Raw genomic sequence first — 22,113 nt, 5'->3', positions numbered from 1 at the left:
CCCAGGAGCAGCCACCATGACCACCAGCACCGGCCCCTTCATCGCCGCGATCGACCAGGGCACCACCTCCTCCCGCTGCATCGTCTTCGACCGCGACGGCCGCATCGTCGCCGTCGACCAGAAGGAGCACGAGCAGATCTTCCCGAAGCCGGGCTGGGTCGAGCACGACGCCTCCGAGATCTGGACCAACGTCCAGGAGGTCGTCGCCGGCGCCATCGCCAAGGCCGAGATCACCTCGGCGGACGTCAAGGCCGTCGGCATCACCAACCAGCGCGAGACCACCGTCCTGTGGGACAGGAACACCGGCGAGCCGGTCCACAACGCGCTGGTCTGGCAGGACACCCGCACCGACGCCCTCTGCAAGGAGCTCGGCCGCAACGTCGGCCAGGACCGCTTCCGCCGCGAGACCGGCCTGCCGCTGGCGAGCTACTTCGCCGGCCCGAAGGTCCGCTGGCTGCTCGACAACGTCGAGGGCCTGCGCGAGCGCGCCGAGGCCGGCGACATCCTCTTCGGCACCATGGACTCGTGGGTCATCTGGAACCTCACGGGCGGCGCCCAGGGCGGTCACCACGTCACCGACGTCACCAACGCCTCGCGCACCATGCTGATGAACCTGCACACGCTGGCCTGGGACGAGAAGATCGCGGAGTCCATGGGCGTCCCGCTCAACGTCCTCCCCGAGATCAAGTCCTCCGCCGAGGTCTACGGCCACGTCAAGGACGGCGTCCTCGCCGGTGTACCGGTCGCCTCGGCGCTCGGTGACCAGCAGGCCGCCCTCTTCGGCCAGACCTGCTTCGCCGAGGGCGAGGCGAAGTCCACGTACGGCACCGGAACGTTCATGCTGATGAACACCGGCGACAAGATCATCAACTCCTACAGCGGCCTGCTGACGACCGTCGGCTACCAGATCGGCGACCAGAAGCCGGTCTACGCGCTGGAGGGCTCCATCGCCGTCACCGGCTCGCTCGTCCAGTGGATGCGCGACCAGATGGGCCTGATCAAGTCCGCGGCCGAGATCGAGACGCTCGCCTCCTCGGTCGAGGACAACGGCGGCGCCTACTTCGTGCCGGCCTTCTCCGGCCTGTTCGCCCCGTACTGGCGCTCCGACGCCCGCGGTGTGATCGCCGGCCTCACCCGGTACGTCACCAAGGCGCACATCGCCCGTGCCGTCCTGGAGGCCACCGCCTGGCAGACCCGCGAGATCACCGACGCCATGACCAAGGACTCGGGCGTCGAGCTCGCGGCCCTGAAGGTCGACGGCGGCATGACCTCCAACAACCTGCTGATGCAGACGCTCTCGGACTTCCTGGACGCCCCCGTGGTGCGCCCGATGGTCGCCGAGACCACCTGCCTCGGCGCCGCCTACGCCGCCGGCCTGGCCGTCGGCTTCTGGCCCGACACCGACGCCCTGCGCGCCAACTGGCGCCGCGCGGCGGAGTGGACCCCGCGGATGCCCGCCGAACAGCGGGACCGCGAGTACAAGAGCTGGCTCAAGGCCGTGGAGCGGTCCATGGGCTGGGTCGACGACGAAGACGTCAGCTGACCGCACCAGCTGAGTCAATCGACGAGGAGCTAAGAGAGATATGAGCAGCCCGCAGAGCGTCCCCACCCTGGGTACGCACCCGACCGCCGGCTCGAACCCGAGCCGCGCCGAGACCCGTGAGCAGTTGGCGAAGGCCACGTACGACCTGCTGGTCATCGGCGGTGGAATCCTGGGCACCTCCGTGGCCTGGCACGCCGCGCAGTCGGGTCTGCGGGTTGCCATGGTGGACGCCGGCGACTTCGCCGGCGCCACCTCCTCCGCCTCCTCCAAGCTCGTCCACGGCGGTCTGCGCTACCTGCAGACCGGCGCGGTCAAGCTGGTGGCCGAGAACCACCACGAGCGCCGGGTGCTGGCCAAGGACGTGGCCCCGCACCTGGTCAACCCGCTCACCTTCTACCTCCCGGTGTACAAGGGCGGTCCGGTCGGCGCCGCGAAGCTGGGCGCGGGCGTCTTCGCCTACTCGGCGCTGTCCGCCTTCGGTGACGGCATCGGCAAGGTCATATCGCCGGCCCGCGCCGTCGCCGACAACCCGGGCCTGAAGACGGACAACCTCAAGGCCGTCGCGGTCTACTACGACCACCAGATGAACGACTCCCGGGTCGCCGTCATGACGGTCCGCGCGGCCGTCGAGTCCGGTGCGGTCGTCCTCAACCACGCCGAGGTCACCGGCCTGCGCACGACGCGCGGCCGGGTCACCGGCGCCGAGCTCAAGGACCGTCTCGACGGCACCGAGTTCGGGGTGGACGCGCGCGTCGTGCTCAACGCCACCGGCCCGTGGGTGGACCACCTGCGGCGCATGGAGGACAAGCACTCGATGCCGTCCATCCGCCTTTCCAAGGGCGCGCACATCGTGATGAAGCGCAAGTCGCCGTGGAAGGCCGCCATGGCCACCCCGATCGACAAGTACCGCATCACCTTCGCCCTCCCGTGGGAGGACCAGCTCCTCCTCGGCACCACCGACGAGGTCTACGAGGGCGACCCGGGCGACGTGCGCGCCACCGAGTCCGACATCCAGCAGATCCTGGACGAGGCGGCCTTCTCGGTGAAGGACGCCGACCTGGACCGCTCCCTGATGACCTACGCCTTCGCGGGCCTGCGGGTGCTGCCCGGCGGCCCCGGCGGCGTGGAGAAGGCCAAGCGCGAGACGGTCGTCTCCGAGGGCGCGGGCGGCATGCTGTCCGTCGCCGGCGGCAAGTGGACGACGTACCGCCACATCGGCCGCGTGGTCATGGACAAGCTGGCGAAGCTCCCGGGCAGCCCGCTGACCGAGGACATGGAGCCGGCGAAGTCGCTGGTGCGCCGGATCCCGCTGCCCGGTGTCGCCAACCCGAACGCGGTCGCGCACCGGCTGCTGGTGGACCGCGAGCCCGGCACGCGGATGGATCCGCTGACGGCGCGTCATCTGGCCTCGCACTACGGTTCGCTGGCCTTCGACATCGCACGGATCGCGAACGAGGACCCGGCGCTGGCCGAGCGCATCCACCCGGACGGTCCCGAGATCTGGGCGCAGGTCGCCTACGCCCGTGACAACGAGTGGGCGCAGACCGTCGACGACGTGCTGCGCCGGCGCACGACGGTGACGGTCCGCGGCCTGGACGACGCGTCCGTGCGCGCGCGGGTCGAGGAGATGCTGGGCCGCAAGGCATAGCTCTCCCGCAGGTGGGGAAGAGGGGCGGTTCCGAGGGGAACCGCCCCTCTGTCGTGGGCTGTGGCCGGTGCCTCATCAAGGCTTAGGCTGACCCACGTACACAAGGGAACTTCGGAAGGAGACCTGGGTGATCGAGCTTGAGGGCGTGCCCGAGCTGATCGACCCGGTCATGGTGGCCGCGTTCGAGGGCTGGAACGACGCGGGTGACGCGGCCTCCGGTGCGGTCGCACACCTGGACCGGGAGTGGAAGGGCGAGGTCTTCGCGGCTCTGGACGCCGAGGACTACTACGACTTCCAGGTCAACCGGCCGACGGTGTGGCTGGACAACGGGGTACGGAAGATCACCTGGCCGACCACGCGCCTGTCGGTGGTCCGCATCGGCGGCGCCAAGCCGCGGGACCTGGTGCTGGTCCGGGGGATCGAACCGTCCATGCGGTGGCGGTCGTTCTGCAACGAGATCCTCGGCTTCGCGCACGAACTGGGCGTGGAGATGGTGGTCATCCTGGGGGCCCTGCTCGGGGACACCCCGCACACCCGGCCGGTGCCGGTGAGCGGAGTCACCTCGGACGCGGACCTGGCGCGGACGATGGACCTGGAGGAGACGAAGTACGAGGGCCCCACCGGCATCGTCGGGATCCTCCAGGAGGCCTGTACGCACGCGGGTGTTCCGGCGGTGTCGCTGTGGGCGGCGGTGCCGCACTACGTGTCGCAGCCACCGAACCCGAAGGCGACGCTGGCGCTGCTGAACCGGCTGGAGGATCTGATCGACATCCGGATCCCGCTGGGCGAACTCCCCGAGGACGCCCGGGCGTGGCAGCTGGGCGTGGACCAACTGGCCGCCGAGGACAGCGAGGTCGCGGAGTACGTGCAGACGCTGGAGGAGGCGCGGGACACGGCGGACCTGCCGGAGGCGTCGGGCGACGCCATCGCGCGGGAGTTCGAGCGGTACCTGCGCCGCCGGGACCCGGCGGCGGGCCCGGCGGCGGAGCCGGGCGACGGGTCGTACCTGCGGGACACGTCGAGCGGCGTGACGCGCCCGCCGAAGCGCAAGCAGGACCCCTCGGGGGAGGAACCCCCGACCCCGCCGGCGACCCCGCCGGGCGAGGACAACACGCCGCCGGAGGCGTAGCCGGGCGGGGGTGGGCCGCTGCGCGGAGCCTTCTCCCCGCCCCGCCCTTTCTCCGTTTCCCGGGCTCTGCCCGGACCCGCACCTCAAACGCCGGCGGGGCTGAAAGATCAGCCTCGCCGGCGTTTGACGCGCGGGGGTCCGGGGGCAGAGCCCCCGGCAACGGTCCGCGGACGGCTACAGGGCCACGCCCAGGAGGGCGTCCACCGTACGGGAGACCAGGCCGGGGGCCGATTCGTCATCGCCCCCGTCGGCGAGCTGGAGCTCGACCCAGCGGTCCACGGCGGCAAGGGCCGCAGGCGCGTCCAGGTCTCGGGAGAGGGCCTCGCGGACCTCCTCGACCAGCGCGTCGGCCGCCAGACCGTCCGGCCGGGACACAGCCGCGCGCCAACGCTCCAGGCGGGCCACCGCGTCGGCCAGGACGGAGTCGGTCCACTCCCAGTCCGCCCGGTAGTGGTGCGACAGCAGGGCCAGGCGGATCGCCGCCGGGTCGACCCCGGCGCGGCGCAGCGCGGAGACGAAGACCAGGTTGCCCTTGGACTTCGACATCTTCGCGCCGTGCAGGGCGACCATGCCGGCGTGTACGTACGCCTTGGCCATCGGGAACTCGCCCGTCAGCACCTGCGCGTGCGAGGCGCCCATCTCGTGGTGCGGGAACGCCAGGTCGGAGCCGCCGCCCTGGATGTCGAAGCCCATGCCCAGGTGGTCCAGGGCGATGGCCACGCACTCGATGTGCCAGCCGGGCCGGCCGCGGCCCAGCGAGCCGCCGTCCCAGCTCGGCTCGCCCTCACGGGCGGCCATCCACAGCATCGGGTCGAGCGGGTTCTTCTTCCCCGGCCGGTCGGGGTCGCCGCCGCGCTCCGCGGAGAGCAGCCGCATCGCCTCGGCGTCGAGGTTCGACACCCCACCGAAGTGCGGGTCCGACTCGACGGAGAAGTAGACGTCGCCCTCGAGCTCGTAGGCGGCGCCCGCGTCCCTCAGCCGCTCGACCAGCGGCACGATGCCGGGTATGGCCTCGACGGCTCCGATGTAGTGCTGCGGCGGCAGCATCCGAAGGGCGGTCATGTCCTCGCGGAAGAGGGCCGTCTCGCGTTCGGCGAGCTCGGTCCAGTCGTGGCCGTCGCGCAGCGCCCGCTCCAGGAGCGGGTCGTCCACGTCCGTGACGTTCTGGACGTAGTGGACCTGCCGCTTGGTGTCGAGCCACACGCGCTGTACGAGGTCGAACGCGTTGTAGGTCGCCGCGTGACCGATGTGGGTCGCGTCGTACGGGGTGATACCGCAGACATAGATACGGGCGACGGGACCGGGGGCGAGGGTGATCGTCCCCTGGGTCGCGGTGTCGTGGATCTTGAGGTCGCGGCCCTTGCCAGGAAGGGCGGGGACCTCAGAAGCGGGCCAGGCATGCATGTCTCGAGCCTAACCGGACGGATGTTCCGGAAACGAACCGGACCTGCACTGTTGTCTTGATCAGCACTCTTGCGCTCTGGCTGGAACTGTGCGTGTCCGATCTGGCCTGTTCAGACCGGCGGCCAGGGGATCGACGGCCACTGCCCGGAGGGCTGGGGGTGCGTTCCGGTGCGCAGCAGGTGCGCCACCCGGTCCCGTACGGCGGCCAGCTCGACCTCCGTGATCAGTTCGGCCAGTCGGGTGGCGAGGGGCGCTCCCTCGGCCAGCCCGGCGGCCAGGGAGGCCAGTACGCGGCGGGCCTCGTCGGTGAGCGGCTCCCCCGCCCAGCCCCACAGGAGGGTGCGCAGCTTGTCCTCGGCGTGGAAGCTCACGCCGTGGTCGATGCCGTAGAGCCGGCCGTCGGGGGCGGGCAGCAGGTGGCCGCCCTTGCGGTCGCCGTTGTTGATCACGGCGTCGAGGACGGACAGCCTGCGCAGCCGCGGGTCGTCGGCGTGCACGAGCAGGGCGGTGCGGCCCTCTCCGACCTCGGCGAAGGCCACGGGCTTCCAGCCCTCCCCGGCCTCCTCGCCCTCGACGAGCGCGAGCATCGCGGCGCCGGGCGTCTCGCCCTCGGGGGTCTCGATCCAGCGCTGGACCATGCCCTCGCCGTAGGGCCCGTCGCGCAGCACGGTGGTGGGGACCAGGCCCCATCCGGTGGCCTCGGAGACCAGGTAGGCGGCGACCTCGCGCTGGGCGAGGTTCCCGTCGGGGAAGTCCCACAGCGGGCGCTCGCCCTTGACCGGCTTGTACACGCAGTCGGCGCTCACGCCCTGGTACGTGACCGTGCACAGCAGGACGGCGTTGGACGCCTCGCGGATCCGGCCGACCACGGTGAGCTCGCCCTTGGCGAGCAGTTCCTCAAGATCCCCCGTGGCGGTCACGCCTGGCGCCGGTAGCCGTTCTGACGCGGGCACACGTGACCCTCGGGGTCCAGCGGCAGACTGCACAGCGGGCACGGCGGGCGGCCCGCGTTGACCACGTCCAGGGCCCGCTTGGCGAAGGCCCGGGCCTGGGCGCCGGTGAGGCGGACCCGCAGCATCGGCGGCCCGTTCTCCTCGTCCTGGAGCAGCCGCTCCTCGGCCTCGGCAAGGTCCTCGTCCGACTCGGCTTCGAGTTCCACCAGGGCCTGCGCCTCGACGATCATGCGCTGCTCCTCGCCGTCCCAGGCAAGGGCCATGGTGCCGACACGGAACTCCTCCTCGACGGGGACGTCCAGCGGCGCGGTGTCGGCGGCCTCGGCCGGGGCCATGGCGGGCACGGGGGCGTTGCCCCCGGTGCGCCGCACGACCTCGTCCAGCAGCTCGTCCATCCGTTCGGCCAGCGCCGCTACCTGGGTCTTCTCCAGCGAGACACTGGTGACCCGGGGGCCGGAGGAGGCCTGCAGGAAGAACGTACGGCGTCCCGGCAGACCGACCGTGCCGGCCACGAAGCGGTCCGGCGGGTCGTAGAGGAACACCTGACGGGGCACGTCCAGTCTCCAAGTCTCGGCGGCAGGGGCAGGGCTGCCCACGTATGACAGCGCGCGTTGGTAGGGCCAGTCCACCCTACTGCGCCGTTCGATCACGCCGCGCCCGCGCCGCCCCCCACTACGGCGTTGCCGCCGTCTTCCGCTGCTTTGTCGCTCGGCGCGCGCGGCACCAGCGAGCCGAAGTCCCCGGTGTCGCCGAGCCGGAACACGAAGGGCCGGGTGGGCGTGTACCGGATGGCGGTCACCGAGCAGGGGTCGACGTGGATCCGCTGGAAGAGGTCCAGGTGCATCCCCAGGGCGTCCGCGACAAGGGACTTGATGATGTCCCCGTGCGAGCACATCAGGAAGACGGCGTCGCCGCCGTGCTCCTCCTCCACCCGCGCGTTCCAGTCCCGTACGGCCTCCACGGCGCGCGCCTGCATGGCGCGCATGGACTCCCCGCCGGGGAAGGCGGCGGCCGAGGGGTGCTGCTGGACGATCTTCATCAGGGGTTCGTCGGACAGTTCGGAGAGCTTGCGGCCCGACCAGTCCCCGTAGTGGCACTCGCCGATCCGCTCGTCGGTGTGCAGTTCCAGTTCCGGGCGGGCGGCCAGCAGCGGCGCCAGGGTCTCCCGGCAGCGTTGCAGCGGGCTGGTGACCGCGGCGGCGATCGGCACCCCGGCGAGCCGCCCGGGCAGCGCGGCCGCCTGTTCGGCGCCGCGTTCGTCGAGGGCGACTCCCGGGGTCCATCCGGCGAGCAGCCCGGCGGTGTTGGCGGTGGACCGCCCGTGTCGTACGAGGATCAGCGTGGCCATGGGTTCAGCGTATGCGGTGCCGGGGCGTGCGGGCGGGCCGTGGGCAGGGGAGAATGCGCCGCGTGATTGTGGACTGCGCGATTTACCGGGACGGCCGCCGCACCGAGGGACCCGGGGACTTCTCCGACGCCCTCGACCAGGCCCGGGCGAGCGGTGACGCCTTCCTCTGGGTCGGCATGTACGAGCCGACGGAGAAGGAGTTCGACCATGTCCGCGAGGAGTTCGGGCTGCACGCGCTGGCGGTGGAGGACGCGCTGACCGCGCACCAGCGCCCGAAGCTGGAGGTGTACGACGACTCCCTGTTCGTCGTCCTCAAGCCCGTCCTGTACGACGACGACACCGACACGGTGACCACGGGCGAGCTGATGGTGTTCATCGGCGACTCGTTCGTGGTCACGGTCCGGCACGGCGAGGGGGCCCCGCTGGCCGCCGTACGCCGCCGGCTGGAGGACGAACCGGACGTCCTGCGGCACGGGCCGACGGCGGTGCTGTACGCGGTGTCCGACGCCGTGGTGGACCACTACATCGAGGTGGCCTCCGAGCTCCAGTCGGACCTGGAGGAGCTGGAGGCGGAGGTCTTCGCCCCGAACGGCTCGGACACCAAGAACACCGCCGCCCGGATCTACGGGTTCAAGCGGCAGGTCCTGGAGTTCCGCCGGGCGACGAGCCCGCTGCTCCAGCCGATGGACCGGCTCGCCTTCGGGAGCGTGCCCTTCGTCCACCAGCACTCCCAGCCGTTCTTCCGGGACGTGGCCGACCATCTGGCCAAGGCGAACGAGTACGTCGAGGGCCTGGACCGGCTGCTGTCGGACGCCCTGGCCGCGCACCTGGCGCAGATGGGCGTCCGGCAGAACGACGACATGCGCAAGATCTCCGCCTGGGCGGCGATGGCGGCGGTCCCCACGATGCTCGCCGGGATCTACGGGATGAACTTCGAGCACATGTGGGAACTCAGGCAGCCCTGGGGCTACCCGGCCCTGCTGGTGCTCATGGCGGGCGTCTGCCTGAGCCTGCACCGGCTGTTCAAGCGCCGGGGCTGGCTGTAGCCGGCCCGGCCGGGCCCTGACCCGGCACGGGACCGTCGCGGGGCCTAAGCGAAGTCGGGGGCGGAGACCGGTGCGCCGCCGAGCGCGTCGCGCCGCTGCGGCATGCGCAGGCTCACCATCCGGTGCCAGCCGCTGAAGCGCTCGTAGGCGTACATCCCGCGGATGCCCGCGGCGAGCACGGCGGCCTTGGGTGCGGGCCAGCGCAGCAGCCCTCCCATGTGTCCCATGACGGCGAGGCTCACGTCGCGGTAGACGCCGATCTCGACGAGCGCGCTCTCGCGCAGCACCCGCTGGATGGTGCGGCCGTACCCCTCCCGGGCCAGGCGCAGCAGTTCCTCGTGGCAGTAGGCGAGGTGGTTGTCCTCGTCGTGGCTGATCATGCGGATGGCCTTGCCGACCTCCGGGTGGTCCCCGAAGTTCCTGACCAGCATGTCCATCTGGTCGGCGGCGCGCTGCTCGGTGACCCGGCTGTGGGCGAGGTAGACAACGATGTCCTCCTCGGTCAGCGGCTCCTCGCGGCGCAGCTTGTCGTGCGCGAGGCCAATGCCGCTGCGCTCCAGCAGCATCGTGTAGTCGGTTTCGGGCGGTACAGGGACGGGCGGCAGTCCGCGCTTGTGGAGCAGGGCGTTGAAGATCCGCCCGTGCTTGTCCTCGTCGGCACCGTGCCGGGTGATCTTCGGGGCGAGCCTGCGCATGGAGTCGGGCACCAGGGCCGCGATGCGGGCGTTCTCCCAGCCGCCCTGGGACTCCCCGCTGGCGGCGATGGAGCAGAACAGCTGGAAGGAGTCGTCGTTGTCGACGATCTCCTGGAACAGGCTGCGGGCAGAGAGCATGTCTCGAGTCAAACGCCGGTGGCCGGGGCGGGCAACCGATAGGTCGCACTACTCGTCCGAATGAACGAACCGAGGCGATGGACCCGGGTGCGTAACCCGGCGGGCGTTCCCGGCGTTGTTGGCTGTGTCGGCCGTGGCGGGGAAGACCCCCCGAGCCCCCACCACGGCCGCAGACTTCTCCTTCTTGACGCCGCCCTCGCACCATCCCCCAGACTCCGTCCGGGGGGACCCCAGGCGGCTTCGGGCGGCTGCGCCGGACTCCGTGCGGCGGCGCCGTCGGGGCGGCTGTCGCCCAGCGGATGTCAGGCGAGGCCCGCGCGCTCCATCGCCTCGGTACCGGCGCGCAGCGCGGCGACCCGCTCGTCCAGGGTGAATCCGGCCGGGGCCAGCGTGAGCGTGGTGACCCCGGCGTCCGCGTAGGCCCGCATACCGTCCGCGATCCGCTCCACGGAACCGAGCAGCGTGGTCGAGTCGATCAGCGAGTGCGGTACGGCCGCCGCGGCGCCCGTCTTGTCGCCCGCCAGGTACTTGTCCTGGATCTCGGCGGCTTCCTTCTCGTAACCCATGCGCTGGGCCAACTGGTTGTAGAAGTTCTGCTTCCGGCTGCCCATGCCGCCCACGTAGAGGGCGGTGTAGGGACGGAACACGTCCGCGAGCGCGTTCACGTCGTCGCCGAGGGCCAGCGGCACGGTCGGGCAGACGTCGAAGCCCTCCATGGTCAGTCCGGCCTTCTCGCGGCCCGCCCGGATGTGGGTGAGCGCGGTGGCCTCCAGGTGCTCGGCGGCCGGGAAGATCAGCAGCGCGCCGTCGGCGATCTCGCCGGTCTGCTCCAGGTTCTTCGGCCCGATGGCGGCGATGTAGAGCGGGATGTGCTCGCGCTCGGGGTGCACGGTCAGCTTGAGCGGCTTGCCCGGGCCGTCCGGCAGCGGCAGGGTCCAGTGCTCGCCCTCGTACGAGAGGCGCTCGCGGGTCATGGCCTTGCGGACGATCTCCACGTACTCGCGGGTCCGGGCCAGCGGCTTGTCGAACTTGACGCCGTACCAGCCTTCGGAGACCTGGGGGCCCGAGACGCCGAGGCCGAGCCGGAAGCGGCCCTTGGTGAGCGAGTCCAGGGTGGCCGCGGTCATGGCGGTCATCGCGGGCTGGCGGGCCGGGATCTGGAGGATCGCCGAGCCGACGTCGATGCGCTCGGTCTGGGCCGCGACCCAGGCCAGGACGGTGGGGGCGTCGGAACCGTAGGCCTCGGCCGCCCAGCACACGTCGTAGCCGAGGCGGTCGGCCTCCTGTGCGACGGCGAGGTTGTCGGCGTCCATGCCCGCACCCCAGTACCCGAGATTGATGCCGAGCCGCATGTGTCGTCCCCTTACCGGTTTACCGATCAGTAACGTAGGTCTGCGGGGGACTGTAGCGCGCCCGGGTCCTCCGCGTCAGTGCCCCAGTAGTCTCAGCGCTCATGGAGCAGAGGCATCTCGGCCGCACCGGACTGCGCGTCTCCCGGATCGGCCTCGGCACGCTGACCTGGGGCCGTGACACCGGCGAGGAAGCCGCCGCCGAACAGGTGAAGACCTTCTGGGAGGCGGGCGGCACGCTCGTCGACACGGCCGACGCGTACGGCGGCGGGGAGGCCGAGTACCTGCTCGGGCAGCTGGTCGGCGGGCTCGTGCCGCGCCGAGACCTGGTGATCGCGACCAAGGCGGGCAGCGTCCGCGACCCGGACCGCCGCTTCGACGGCTCGCGCGGGCACCTGCTGGCCGCCCTGGACGCCTCGCTGGACCGGCTGGGCACCGACTACGTGGACCTCTGGCAGGTGCACGCCTTCGACCCGTCGACCCCGCTGGAGGAGACCCTCCAGGCGGTGGACCTCGCGGTGAGCAGCGGCCGGGCCCGGTACGCCGGGGTCGCGGGCTACTGCGGCTGGCAGCTGGCCAAGGCGGCGACCTGGCAGCTGGCGGCCCCCGGGGTACGGACCCGCCTGGCGTCGACACAGATGGAGTACTCCCTCCTCCAGCGGGGCGTGGAACGGGAGGTGCTGCCCGCCGCGCTCGACCTCGGGATCGGCCTGCTGCCCTCCTCCCCGCTGGGCCGCGGGGTGCTGACGGGCAAGTACCGCGACGGCGTGCCGGCGGACTCCCGCGGCGCCTCGGAGACGCTGGCCGCCTTCGTGGAGCCGTACCTGGACGAGGCGGCGGGGCGGATCGTCGACGCGGTGGCGACCGCGGCCCAGGGACTGGCCGTGACCCCGCTCCAGGTGGCCCTGGCGTGGATCCGGGACCGGCCGGGGGTGGTCGCGCCGATCGTCGGCGCGCGGACGTCCGCGCAGCTCGCGGAGGCGTTGTCGGTGGAGGCCCTTAGTCTTCCCGAGGAGATCTGCCGGGCGCTGGACGATGTTTCGGCGCCCGTGCACCGCTATCCCGATCAGGACTGGAGCACGCTGTGAGTACGGACCGTCAGGCCGAGCCCGCCGATCCCGCTGCCGCGGAGGAAGCGGAGGCGGAGGCCACGGCCGCGCAGCCCGCCCCCGCGGAGCCCGCTGCCGCGGAGACCCGCACCCCCGCCGAGGCTGCCCCCGCCCCGGAGTCGGGGCCGACCGCCGCTGGCGTGGAGGCACCGGCCGAACCCCAGGCAGCCGCCGATGGCGAACCCGGCACCGGCTCGGGCGAGACCCCGGCCGGACCCGGCGCCGCGGACCCCGACGAAGCCGGGTACGAGGCTCCCGGCGGGGGTCCGGATTCGGAACTCCGGTCAGCCGCTGCCGAGGACGAGCCGACGGAGCCCGAGCCGGCCGCAGCCGCGGAATCCGGCAGAGCCGGGGACGGGGGGCCGGAGGCGGAGCCCCGCGCCGCGGCGGAGCCGGAGGTGGGGGAAAGCCCCGCAGAGCCCGTCGCCGAGGCCGAGGCCGCCGACCCGGCGAAGCCCGCACTGAGCGAGGCGGCAGCCGAACTCGCCGCGCAGCGGATCGAGCGCGAGCGGATCGCCCGGCGCAAGGCGGAACGGGAGGCGCCCGTCGACGCCGGGGCGAAGCTCAGCGGCAAGGCCGCCGACCTGCTGGCCGCCGTACGGGCCGTGGAGAGCGGCGCGAAGCCCCCCTCCGGCTACTTCGACGAGGCCCCCGCGCCCCGCCGCCCCGCCGCCCCGGCTCCGCAGCCGCGCACCCCGGTCGCCCCGGCCGCGCCCGCGGCGGTCGCGCCCGGGGCGGTCGAGGAGGTACGGGCCGTCCTGACCCGCGGCGGCGCCCCCGAGGCACTGGCCGCCGAGGCCGCCGCCGCGCTGGGCGAGGGTGCTGCCGAGACCCTCGCCGAGAACCCCTGGCGGCTGCTGTCCGTCGCCGCGGTGCGCCCCACGCAGGCGGACGGCTTCGCGCGGGCCCTGCTGGGCCCCGAGGCCGGCCCCGGCGACGAGCGGCGCACCGGAGCACTGGTGGGCTGGCTGCTGGCCCAGGCCGCGCTCAAGGGGCACACCGCCCTGGAGGCCCCGGTCCTGCGGTCGGCGCTGGCCCAGTACGCCGTACCGGATCCGGCCGAGGCGCTGGAGGCGGCCATCGCGGAGGGCGCGGTGCTGGTGTTCCAGGAGCCGCTGGGCCAGCAGGGCGCAGAGCCCGCCGAGGGCGACGCGGGCGAGGAGGAGCCCGTACGCATCCTGGTGGGCCTGGAGGGGGCCGCGATGGCCGAGGAGAGCCTGGCCGACGGCCTGGCCCGGCTGGCCAACACCTTCGACGCCCCGGCGGACTGGGAGAAGGCGGCCGGGGCTGCGCCGAGCCCGTCCGCCGCCGAGCTGATCCGCACGGTCGCGGGCCACGGCCTGACCGCCCACATCGGCGGCGAGGCCGCCCGTGCCGAGCCGTTCGCCCTGCTCGCGGCCGCCGGGGAGCTCGGCCTGCGGACCTGCCTGGCCGCGCACGCCCCCGGCGGTCCGGACTCCGTGACGGTGGCGGGCCTGCTGTCCGGGGCCGAGGGGCCGGGACGGGACGCGGACGGGCAGTTCGCGCTGGACCTGCTCGTGGTGCTGGACGCGCCGCAGCTGGACGTGGAGACCGCCGCCGCCCTGGTGGAGTCGGTCCCGGACGGTGCCCGGCTGGTGCTCTCCGGGGATCCGGGCGTACTCGGATCCGCCGGGGCCGGGCGGGTGTTCGCCGATGTGCTGGCGGCCCGCGCCTGCCCCCAGGTGGTCTCCCGTACCCCTGATCCGGGCCCGATCGGCGAGCTGGTCTCGGGGGTCGGCATCGGGGAGCTGAACCAGGTCGACGCCCCCGGCAAGGAGGTCGTCATCGTCCCGGTGCGGGACGCGGCGGAGGCCGTGCACCGCACCGTGCAGCTGGTGGCCGAGTCGGTGCCGCGGGCCTTCGGGATCCCGGCGGACAGCGTGCAGGTGATCACCCCGGGCCACGGCGGCTCGGCGGGCACCCGGGCGCTGAACGCCGCCCTCAAGGAGCGCCTGAACCCCGGTCCGGGCCGGTTCGGAGGCTTCGATCCGGGCGACCGGGTCGTCCACGTGCCCTCCCCCGGGCGGGCCGAGCCGGCCCGGGTGGTGTCGGCCGACGCGCAGGGGCTGCACCTGGACCGTGCGGGCGTGCGGGTCGTCGTACCCAAGGAGCAGGTGGAGTCGCGGGTCCGGCACGGCTGGGCGGTCACGGCCCACCAGGCCGTGGGCGCGCGCTGGCCCGCGGTGGTCGTCGTCCTTCCGGGCGACGCGGCCCAGGCCCTGTCCCGGGAGTGGGTGTACACGGCGTTCGGGCGGGCGCAGCGGCACCTGTCCGTGGTGCACGGCGTCGACCAGGCGCTGCCGCACGCGGTGGCGGAGGTCTTGCCGAAACCCCGTACGACGCGGCTGACGGGCCTGCTGAAGGCTCTGGTGGCCTCGGCCGCGCAGCAGCCGGAGTGACGGCCGCGGCCCCCGCCCGGAGGGGCGGGGGCCGCGGTGTGGGCTCGCGGATCAGGCCGGGGTCAGCCCCGGCTGCGCGGCCTCGTCCTCTTCCTCTTCCTCTTCCTCTTCCTCTTCTTCCTCCGCTTCCTCCGCTTCCTCCGCCGCTTCGTCGAACTCGTCGCTCTCCTCGTCGAAGACGGAGCTCACGTCGAAGCGGTGCAGCACGTCTTCCGGATCGGTGTGCGCGAAGGGCGAGTTGAGCCACTCCCCCGGTTCCGCCACCTCCTCCGAGGCCGCGATCCAGAGCGTGGAATCACCCTCCTCCAGGCCGAACTCCTTGTAGCGGGAGGCGATCTCGTCGGGCTCGTACTCCCCGAAGAGCACACCCAGCGCACCCGCGGTGCCACCGTCCTGGACGAGTTCCGCATCCCGGTCGTGCGCGGCGACGCGCTCGGCCTGGGCGATCAGCCGCGGCGCTTCGACCACGGCGTAGTCACGGCGGATGAGCACGCTGAACGCGGTGGGATCGGCGGGCCCGGTGTACGGGACACCGTCCTCGGGGGTGGGGATCTCGAAGGGGGTGACCTCGTCGTACCGGTCGTAGAGGAGTTCGTCGTACTCCTCGGCCGCCGCGGCGAGTTCGTTGAACGCTGCGTAGACCTCCGGGTCCTCGTCCCCGGTCCTGCTCTCGACCGCGGCGAGGTGACGGTCGAGCGCGGCCTTGACCGCCTCGGCGGCGGCGCGTACCTCGGCAACAGTGGGCAGAGCGGCATCAGACATAGAGCAGACGCTATCCGTAGCAGGGCTCTGCTTGCACAATAGATGCGATGCCGGAATACGAATTTGTCGACGTGTACGTGGCCCGCGGCGTTCCTCGCAAGGAGGCGACGCGCCTGCTGACCGATCATGCCGAGTACGGGAACTGGGAGCTCGACCGCCTGACCCTGCACCGGGACGGCAGCCGCCGTGTGCGGCTGCGCCGCCGGATCATCCGCCAGGTCCGCGCAACGTGGTGACGCGGGCCCCTGGAGTGGGACCCGCGTCGTGAGAGCCGTCCGTCAGGCGGCGCTGCGGGCCCGCCGGTAGAGCACCGCGCCGGCCAGCAGCAGGCCGCCGGCGAGCGGGAGACCGGCCGTGAGGACGTCACCGGAGCCGGTGGCGGCCAGTCCGGGTGCGCCGCCGGTACCGGGGCCGGGGTGGGTCACGGGAGTGACGGAACCCTGGCCGGGGAGGGTGGGCGTGCCCGGCGTACCGGTGCCGGGGCCGTCCGGGGTGCCGGGGTTACCGGGGGTGCCCGGGTTGCCGCCACCCGGTGTGCCCGGGTTCTCCGTGCCCGGCGTACCGGGGGTTGTGGGGGTGCCGGGGTTTCCGCCCGGCGGCGTGCCCGGGGTCCCGGGAGTGGTCGGGTTCTCCGTGCCCGGGGTACCGGGGTTGCCGGGTGTGGTCGGGTTCTCGCCGCCCGGGTTCCCGGGGTTGTTCCCGCCCGGCGGCGTACCCGGGTTGCCGGGGTGGCCCGGGTGGTCGTCGCACGGCTCGTCCCCGCCGCCGCCCGGGTGACCGGGGTGGCCCGGGTTGCCGGGATTGCCGGGATGCCCCGGCTTACCGGGCTTGTGGGGCTTGCCCGGCTTGTGCGAGATGTTGGAGCAGTCGTTCCCGAAGGCCGGGTTGAGGCCTCCCACCACCGTGACGGTGTTCCCGCAGGCGTTCACCGGAGCGTCCACGGGCGCCTGCACCGTGTTCCCGGACAGCAGGCCCGGTGAGTTCGCCGCATGCCCCGAAGCGTCGGCGTCCGCGTGTGCGTAGCCCCCGCCCAGTGCGAGGACACCACCCGCGGCAGCCATGGTGATCAGGGTCTTCCTGGTGACCTGTGCCGGTCGTCGCATCTGTACTCGTCCCCTGGTGTGTACGTGTTTTCGGCCGTCGCCCGGCGGCCTGGCTCTCCAGGCTCCCCCGCCTGGTACGCCGAAAAGTGAGAGCCGGGCCGGAAAGCCCGGCGGCCCCGGAGCGCTGGAATGCGCTCCGGGGCCGGAACTTCAGACGCGTCAGGCGTTGATGCAGGTGTTGCCGAAGGCCGGGTTCAGCAGGCCGATCACGTTCACGGTGTTGCCGCAGACGTTCACCGGCACGTGGACGGGGACCTGGAGCACGTTGCCCGACAGGACACCGGGCGAGCCGACGGCCGCACCCTGGGCACCCGCATCGGCGTGGGCGAGGCCCGCACCCGCGAGAACGAGTCCACCCGTGGCAGCCGCAGCGGCTACAACCTTCTTGATCATTGTTCCTCCTAGTAGTCAATGCGGTCCCAGCCGCGGACCGCACCACCTGTAACGAGGAGGCATCACCAGGGCTACGAGCGTATGAGCGCATTCACTCTTCTCAGTGGAATGCGCACACCGATCCGAATCTCAGGCGTTGTCAATGAATCGGTCGAGCACCCGCACACCGAACTTGAGCCCGTCCACCGGCACCCGCTCGTCCACCCCGTGGAACATCCCGGCGAAGTCCAGCTCCGGCGGGAGCTGGAGCGGCGCGAAGCCGAAGCAGCGGATGCCGAGGTCGTCGAAGGACTTGGCGTCCGTACCGCCCGAGAGCATGTACGGGACGGCCCGCGCGATCGGGTCCTCCGCCTTCAGGGCGCTCTGCATGGCGTCGACGATCTTTCCGTCGAAGTCCGTCTCCAGGGCCTTGTCCCCGTGCACGTCCTCCCGCTTCACGCGCGGGCCGAGGATCCGGTCGAGGTCGGCGAAGAACTCGTCCTCGTAGCCCGGCAGGAAGCGGCCGTCCACGTGCGCGGTGGCCTGCCCCGGGATGACGTTGACCTTGTAGCCGGCACCCAGCATGGTCGGCGCCGCCGAGTTCCGCAGGGTCGCGCCGACCATCTTGGCGATGCCGCCGAGCTTGGCCAGCGTCGCGTCCATGTTGTCCGGGTCCAGGGGGGTCCCGAGCGCGTCCGAGAGCTCGTCCAGGAAGTGCCGTACGGTCTTGGTCACGCGCACCGGCCACTGGTGGCGGCCCAGGCGCCCCACGGCCTCGCACAGCTCCGTGATGGCGTTGTCGTTGTTGGTCATGGAGCCGTGGCCCGCGGTGCCCTCCACCGTGAGCCGCATCCAGTGCATGCCCTTCTGGGCCGTCTCGACGAGGTAGAGCCGCAGGTTCTCGTTGACCGTGAAGGAGAAGCCGCCGACCTCGCCGATCGCCTCGGTCACGCCCTCGAACAGCCCGGGGTGCTTGTCCACCAGGTGCCGCGCCCCGTAGGTGCCGCCGGCCTCCTCGTCGGCGAGGAAGGCAAGCACGATGTCGCGCGGGGGCTTGCGCCCGCTGCGCATGCGGTCACGCACGACGGCGAGCGTCATCGCGTCCATGTCCTTCATGTCGACGGCGCCGCGGCCCCACACGCACCCGTCGGCGATCTCGCCCGCGAAGGGGTCGTACGTCCAGTCGGCCGCGTTGGCCGGAACCACGTCGGTGTGCCCGTGGATCAGCAGCGCAGGCCGCGACGGGTCCTCCCCCTCGATCCGCGCGACGGTCGAGGCCCGTCCCTTGTGCGACTCGAAGATCTGCGGCTCCAGCCCGACCTCGGCGAGCTTCTCGGCGACCCACTCCGCCGCCTTGCGCTCGCCTGGGCCCGAGTGGTCCCCGTAGTTGCTGGTGTCGATCCGGATGAGGTCCCGGCAGAGGTCGACGACCTCGTCCTCGCCGGAGACGGTCCTGCCCGCGCTCGACTCGCTCACGCTGCTTCCTCCCACTGATCAGTACCGAACTGCTCCCATCCTCCCGCTCCGGGCCGCTCTCCCCAAGGGCGATCCCCGGCCGTCGGGGGGTGTGATCGGGGACCCCGGAATGTTTGGTAATGTTTTCCACGTCGGAACGGCCCGCGAGGGACGCGAGACAGACACCTTGTCCGGGTGGCGGAATGGCAGACGCGCTAGCTTGAGGTGCTAGTGCCCTTTATCGGGCGTGGGGGTTCAAGTCCCCCCTCGGACACCAGAGCAAGACGAGAAGGACCCCGCTTCGGCGGGGTCCTTCTTCGTTTCCACCCGCAGACGCACCACAGCACACCGCCTCCGGGACCCGAGCGGGTACCGGAGGCGGTGCGGGGTGGAGCGGGGTGGTACGCGGTCGTCAGTCGCGGGCGGCGGCGAGTTCGGCTACTCGGCCGCGGACCAGGAACCAGCCGCCTACCAGGGCGGCGGCGATGAGCGGGACGAACATGACCGTCGTGCGGCCGACTCCGCCGTCGCACCACATCAGGACCAGGACCGTGGCGAGGAAGACCAGCGTGACGATCTGGGTGTACGGGGCCCAGGGCAGGCGGTAGCCGGGGCGTTCGACCTTGCCCTCGCGCGCGCGGTGCCAGAAGAAGAGCGAGCAGATCATGACCATCGCCCAGGTGCCGAGGATGCCCAGGGAGGCGAAGTTCAGGACGATCTCGAAGGCGTCCTTCGGCATGAAGTAGTTCAGGCCGACGCCCGCGACGCCGAAGGCGGCGGTGAAGAGGACGCCGCCGTACGGCACCTTGCCCTTGTTCATGACGCCGGTGAACTTCGGGGCGGAGCCGGACATGGCCATCGAGCGCAGGATCCGGCCGGTGGAGTAGAGGCCGGAGTTCAGGCTGGAGAGGGCGGCCGTCAGGACGACCAGGTTCATGACGCCGGCGGCTCCGGGGATGCCGAGCTTGTCGAAGACCGTGACGAAGGGGCTCTGGTCGGAGGAGTACGCCGTGTACGGGAGCAGCACGGCGAGCAGGACGACGGAGCCGACGTAGAAGAGGCCCACGCGCCACATGATCGAGTTGATCGCCTTGGGCATGATCTTCTCGGGGCTCTCGGTCTCGCCGGCGGCGACGCCGCAGAGCTCGACGGAGGCGTACGCGAAGACCACGCCCTGGATCACCAGGAGCATCGGGAGCATGCCGGAGGGGAAGATGCCGCCGTTGTCCGTGATCGTGGACAGGCCCGGGGTGTGGCCGCCGATCTCGTGGCTGGTGGCGACGAGGTAGATGCCGACCAGCAGGAAGATCACCAGGGCGGCGACCTTGACCAGGGAGAACCAGAACTCCATCTCACCGAAGTACTTCACCGAGATCAGGTTCGCGGTGAGGACGACGGCCAGGGCGATGAAGGCGAGCACCCACTGGGGGACGTCCGTGAACATCGACCAGAAGTGCGCGTAGGTCGCGGCGGCGGTGATGTCGGCCACGGTGGTCGTGGACCAGTTCAGGAAGTACAGCCAGCCGGCCGTGTAGGCGCCCTTCTCGCCCATGAACTCGCGGGCGTAGGAGACGAAGGCTCCCGAGGAGGGGCGGTACAGGACGAGCTCGCCGAGGGCCCTGACGACGAAGAAGGCGAAGACGCCGCACACCGCGTAGGCGATGGCGAGGGAGGGGCCGGCTCCGGCGAGGCGGCCTCCGGCGCCGAGGAACAGGCCGGTGCCTATTGCCCCGCCGATCGCGATCATGTTGATGTGGCGGGACTTGAGGTCCTTGCTGTAGCCCTCGTCACCGGCGTCGACATGGCGGGAAGACGCCGGGGCGGGAGCCTCGGTCAAGGTGCGGTCACTCATGTATGACTTCGCCTTCGTGGGGGTCGGACAGGGCAGGTCCGGACCGCGCCGCAGGGGAGCTGGGTGGTGTCCCCTGTGCCGCGGTCCGGTGATTTGTCGACCCAGGAGACCATGAGGCTCCGCTACCCGCCAAAATCAGCCCCTGCGCACCGAAGCCCCCGACGACCTTGGAAACGGGCGCCGGGGGCTTCGTAGGGGCTGGAAAGCGAGGTCAGTCGCCCGGAGTGGCCTCTGCCGCCTGGTCGAGGCGGAAGGCTTCGTTACCGAGGCCGATGCGGGCGTGCACCTCCGGGCGGCGGCTGCGCAGGACCGCTCCGTACAGCAGGCCGGTCACCACGGCGGCCCCGATGATGCCGGGCAGGACCCAGCTGAGGGCGGAGCCCTCCTCGGCGCCGACCAGGACGCCGAAGTCCTTGACCGTGTAGACCGCGATGCCGAGCAGCGCGAGGCCGGCTGCTCCGGCGGCGACGAGCCGCCAGATCTGGGCGCCGGCGGTGCCGCGGCGGACGAAGAAGGCGATGACGGCGAACGAGGCGGCGGCCATGAGAAGGGTCACGCCGAGGGCGCCGACGCTGCCCATCCAGGTGAACAGGTGCAGGACGGGGGCGGTGGGGTCGCCGGCGGGCATGTCGTCGGTGACGGCGAAGGCGATCACGACGAGGGTGGCGACGCCGGTCTGGAGGAGGGAGCCGGTGCCGGGGGCGCCGGTGCCGGGGTTGGTGCGGCCGAAGGCGGAGGGGAGCAGTCCCTCACGGCCCATGGCGAAGGCGTAGCGGGAGACCACGTTGTGGAAGCTGAGCATGGCCGCGAACATGCCGGTCACGAAGAGCACGTGCAGGACGTCGGTGAAGGTGCCGCCGAGCCGGGTCTCGGTGAGCTGGAAGAGCAGGCCGGGGCCGGCCTCGGCGGAGGTGCTGACGACCTCGGCGGGGCCGGTGGCCACGGTGAGGGCCCAGGCGCTGAAGGCGAAGAAGAGGGCGACGAAGCCGACGGCGAGGAACATCACCCGGGAGACGACGATGTGCGGCTTGCTGGTCTCCTCGGCGTACACCGGGGACTGCTCGAAGCCGACGAACGCGGCGATGCAGAAGCCCAGGGCCGTGCCGAGGCCGGCTCCGCCGAGGGTCTCGGGGTTGAAGGCGTGGAGCGAGAGGCCTTCGGGGCCGGGCTCGGTGAGGGCGGCGACGTCGAAGACGACGACGAGGGCGCACTCGATGAGGAGGAGGACGCCGAGGACCTTGGCGTTGAGGTCGATCTTGAGCCAGCCGAGGGCTCCGGTGGCGGCGACCGCGACCAGGGCCGGTATCCACCAGGCGAGTTCGATCTTCAGGTAGGTGGCGAAGAGGCCGGATATCTCGAAGCCTAGGATGCCGTAGACGCCCACCTGCATGGCGCTGTACGCGACGAGGGCGACCAGGGAGGCAGCGGCGCCGGCGGTGGGGCCGAGGCCGCGGGCGATGTAGGCGTAGAAGGCGCCGGCGTTGTGGACGTGGCGGCTCATCTCGGCGTAGCCGACGCTGAAGAGGGCGAGGACGAGGCCGAGGGCGACGAACAGCAGGGGCTGGCCGACCACTCCCATCACACCGAAGGTCGTGGGCATGACACCCGCGACCACCATGAGGGGCGCGCTGGCGGCGAGTACGGAGAGCAGCAGGCCGGCGGTGCCGAGGCGGTCGGCCCGCAGGGCCCGGTCCTGGCCCTTGTACGTGCTGATCTCGGGTGAGGCTGGGAGCGTGGTGGATCTGCCCGTCGGCATGGCGCCGTCCTTTCGGGGGTGGGGTTCTGCG

19 protein-coding genes and 1 tRNA gene are annotated in these 22,113 nt (G+C 72.0%); 8 read left to right on the top strand and 12 right to left on the bottom strand.

All coding sequences use genetic code 11. The annotated features are described in order from the left end of the window. Positions 1 to 16 precede the first annotated feature (16 nt). From glpK to OG447_RS17795, 3 genes are all read left to right on the top strand, one after another. Positions 17 to 1,543, top strand: coding sequence for a glycerol kinase GlpK (gene glpK / locus OG447_RS17805; protein ID WP_266937691.1), 1,527 nt, complete (start codon positions 17 to 19; stop codon positions 1,541 to 1,543). A 40-nt stretch (positions 1,544 to 1,583) separates the two neighbouring features. Beyond that, a complete protein-coding gene (locus OG447_RS17800) occupies positions 1,584 to 3,191 on the top strand; it encodes a glycerol-3-phosphate dehydrogenase/oxidase (RefSeq protein ID WP_266937689.1) in 1,608 nt (535 codons plus the stop codon). A 127-nt stretch (positions 3,192 to 3,318) separates the two neighbouring features. Beyond that, positions 3,319 to 4,320: a PAC2 family protein gene (locus OG447_RS17795; protein ID WP_266937687.1), complete on the top strand. Its 1,002-nt coding sequence runs from the start codon at positions 3,319 to 3,321 to the stop codon at positions 4,318 to 4,320. Between the two features lie 174 nt (positions 4,321 to 4,494). Here the strand turns inward: OG447_RS17795 and mshC are convergent, their stop codons facing one another. The 4 genes from mshC to OG447_RS17775 form a co-directional block, all read right to left on the bottom strand. Next, positions 4,495 to 5,724 (bottom strand): cysteine--1-D-myo-inosityl 2-amino-2-deoxy-alpha-D-glucopyranoside ligase, encoded by a 1,230-nt coding sequence (gene mshC / locus OG447_RS17790; protein ID WP_266937685.1) that lies wholly within the window; start codon positions 5,722 to 5,724, stop codon positions 4,495 to 4,497. A gap of 110 nt (positions 5,725 to 5,834) precedes the next feature. Next, on the bottom strand, positions 5,835 to 6,677 hold the full coding sequence (locus OG447_RS17785; protein ID WP_266937683.1) for an SCO1664 family protein: 843 nt from the start codon (positions 6,675 to 6,677) through the stop codon (positions 5,835 to 5,837). After that, a complete protein-coding gene (locus OG447_RS17780; RefSeq protein ID WP_266937681.1) occupies positions 6,641 to 7,231 on the bottom strand; it encodes a DUF3090 domain-containing protein in 591 nt (196 codons plus the stop codon). The genes OG447_RS17785 and OG447_RS17780 overlap by 37 nt, the downstream gene beginning before the upstream one ends. A gap of 92 nt (positions 7,232 to 7,323) precedes the next feature. Then, positions 7,324 to 8,025 carry a histidine phosphatase family protein gene (locus OG447_RS17775; protein ID WP_266937679.1) on the bottom strand — a complete coding sequence of 234 codons (702 nt, stop codon included), beginning with the start codon at positions 8,023 to 8,025 and terminating at the stop codon, positions 7,324 to 7,326. A 53-nt stretch (positions 8,026 to 8,078) separates the two neighbouring features. Here OG447_RS17775 and OG447_RS17770 point away from each other — a divergent pair, with 53 nt between their 5' ends. Next, positions 8,079 to 9,071: a magnesium and cobalt transport protein CorA gene (locus OG447_RS17770; RefSeq protein ID WP_266937677.1), complete on the top strand. Its 993-nt coding sequence runs from the start codon at positions 8,079 to 8,081 to the stop codon at positions 9,069 to 9,071. 44 nt (positions 9,072 to 9,115) lie between these two features. Here the strand turns inward: OG447_RS17770 and OG447_RS17765 are convergent, their stop codons facing one another. Both OG447_RS17765 and OG447_RS17760 read right to left on the bottom strand, forming a co-directional pair. Continuing rightward, positions 9,116 to 9,904, bottom strand: a complete 789-nt coding sequence (locus OG447_RS17765; protein WP_266937675.1) for a ferritin-like domain-containing protein — start codon at positions 9,902 to 9,904, stop codon at positions 9,116 to 9,118. A gap of 302 nt (positions 9,905 to 10,206) precedes the next feature. Beyond that, on the bottom strand, positions 10,207 to 11,256 hold the full coding sequence (locus OG447_RS17760; protein WP_266937674.1) for an LLM class F420-dependent oxidoreductase: 1,050 nt from the start codon (positions 11,254 to 11,256) through the stop codon (positions 10,207 to 10,209). A gap of 101 nt (positions 11,257 to 11,357) precedes the next feature. On the opposite strand from OG447_RS17760, the gene OG447_RS17755 reads away from it, so the two are divergent. Both OG447_RS17755 and OG447_RS17750 read left to right on the top strand, forming a co-directional pair. After that, a complete protein-coding gene (locus tag OG447_RS17755; RefSeq protein WP_266937672.1) occupies positions 11,358 to 12,341 on the top strand; it encodes an aldo/keto reductase in 984 nt (327 codons plus the stop codon). Between the two features lie 161 nt (positions 12,342 to 12,502). Further along, a complete protein-coding gene (locus OG447_RS17750; protein WP_266938927.1) occupies positions 12,503 to 14,782 on the top strand; it encodes a helix-hairpin-helix domain-containing protein in 2,280 nt (759 codons plus the stop codon). Between the two features lie 51 nt (positions 14,783 to 14,833). Here OG447_RS17750 and OG447_RS17745 read toward each other — a convergent pair whose 3' ends face one another. Beyond that, the gene (locus OG447_RS17745; protein WP_266937670.1) at positions 14,834 to 15,544 is read right to left on the bottom strand and encodes a hypothetical protein; all 711 of its coding nucleotides are present in this window, start codon (positions 15,542 to 15,544) and stop codon (positions 14,834 to 14,836) included. 47 nt (positions 15,545 to 15,591) lie between these two features. Here OG447_RS17745 and OG447_RS17740 point away from each other — a divergent pair, with 47 nt between their 5' ends. Beyond that, positions 15,592 to 15,780, top strand: coding sequence for a DUF5703 family protein (locus OG447_RS17740; RefSeq protein WP_266937668.1), 189 nt, complete (start codon positions 15,592 to 15,594; stop codon positions 15,778 to 15,780). Positions 15,781 to 15,822: 42 nt separating this feature from the next. Here OG447_RS17740 and OG447_RS32295 read toward each other — a convergent pair whose 3' ends face one another. The 3 genes from OG447_RS32295 to OG447_RS17725 form a co-directional block, all read right to left on the bottom strand. Continuing rightward, on the bottom strand, positions 15,823 to 16,647 hold the full coding sequence (locus OG447_RS32295) for a chaplin (RefSeq protein WP_323181783.1): 825 nt from the start codon (positions 16,645 to 16,647) through the stop codon (positions 15,823 to 15,825). A gap of 159 nt (positions 16,648 to 16,806) precedes the next feature. Further along, positions 16,807 to 17,040 (bottom strand): chaplin ChpH, encoded by a 234-nt coding sequence (chpH, locus tag OG447_RS17730; protein WP_266937666.1) that lies wholly within the window; start codon positions 17,038 to 17,040, stop codon positions 16,807 to 16,809. Between the two features lie 129 nt (positions 17,041 to 17,169). After that, a complete protein-coding gene (locus tag OG447_RS17725; RefSeq protein WP_266937664.1) occupies positions 17,170 to 18,495 on the bottom strand; it encodes a M20/M25/M40 family metallo-hydrolase in 1,326 nt (441 codons plus the stop codon). A gap of 168 nt (positions 18,496 to 18,663) precedes the next feature. Here OG447_RS17725 and OG447_RS17720 point away from each other — a divergent pair. Continuing rightward, positions 18,664 to 18,751 (top strand) — tRNA-Leu (locus OG447_RS17720). A 135-nt stretch (positions 18,752 to 18,886) separates the two neighbouring features. On the opposite strand, the gene OG447_RS17715 is transcribed toward OG447_RS17720, so the two are convergent. Next, entirely contained in the window at positions 18,887 to 20,326 is a 1,440-nt protein-coding gene (locus tag OG447_RS17715; protein WP_266937662.1) for an amino acid permease, read from the bottom strand. Positions 20,327 to 20,537: 211 nt separating this feature from the next. Beyond that, positions 20,538 to 22,082: an APC family permease gene (locus tag OG447_RS17710; RefSeq protein ID WP_266937660.1), complete on the bottom strand. Its 1,545-nt coding sequence runs from the start codon at positions 22,080 to 22,082 to the stop codon at positions 20,538 to 20,540. Positions 22,083 to 22,113 lie beyond the last annotated feature (31 nt).

Source organism: Streptomyces sp. NBC_01408 (assembly GCF_026340255.1).
GTDB lineage: Bacteria > Actinomycetota > Actinomycetes > Streptomycetales > Streptomycetaceae > Streptomyces.
The sequence above is the reverse complement of the archived record's forward strand: the minus strand, read 5'-3'. Positions and strand labels throughout refer to the sequence as shown.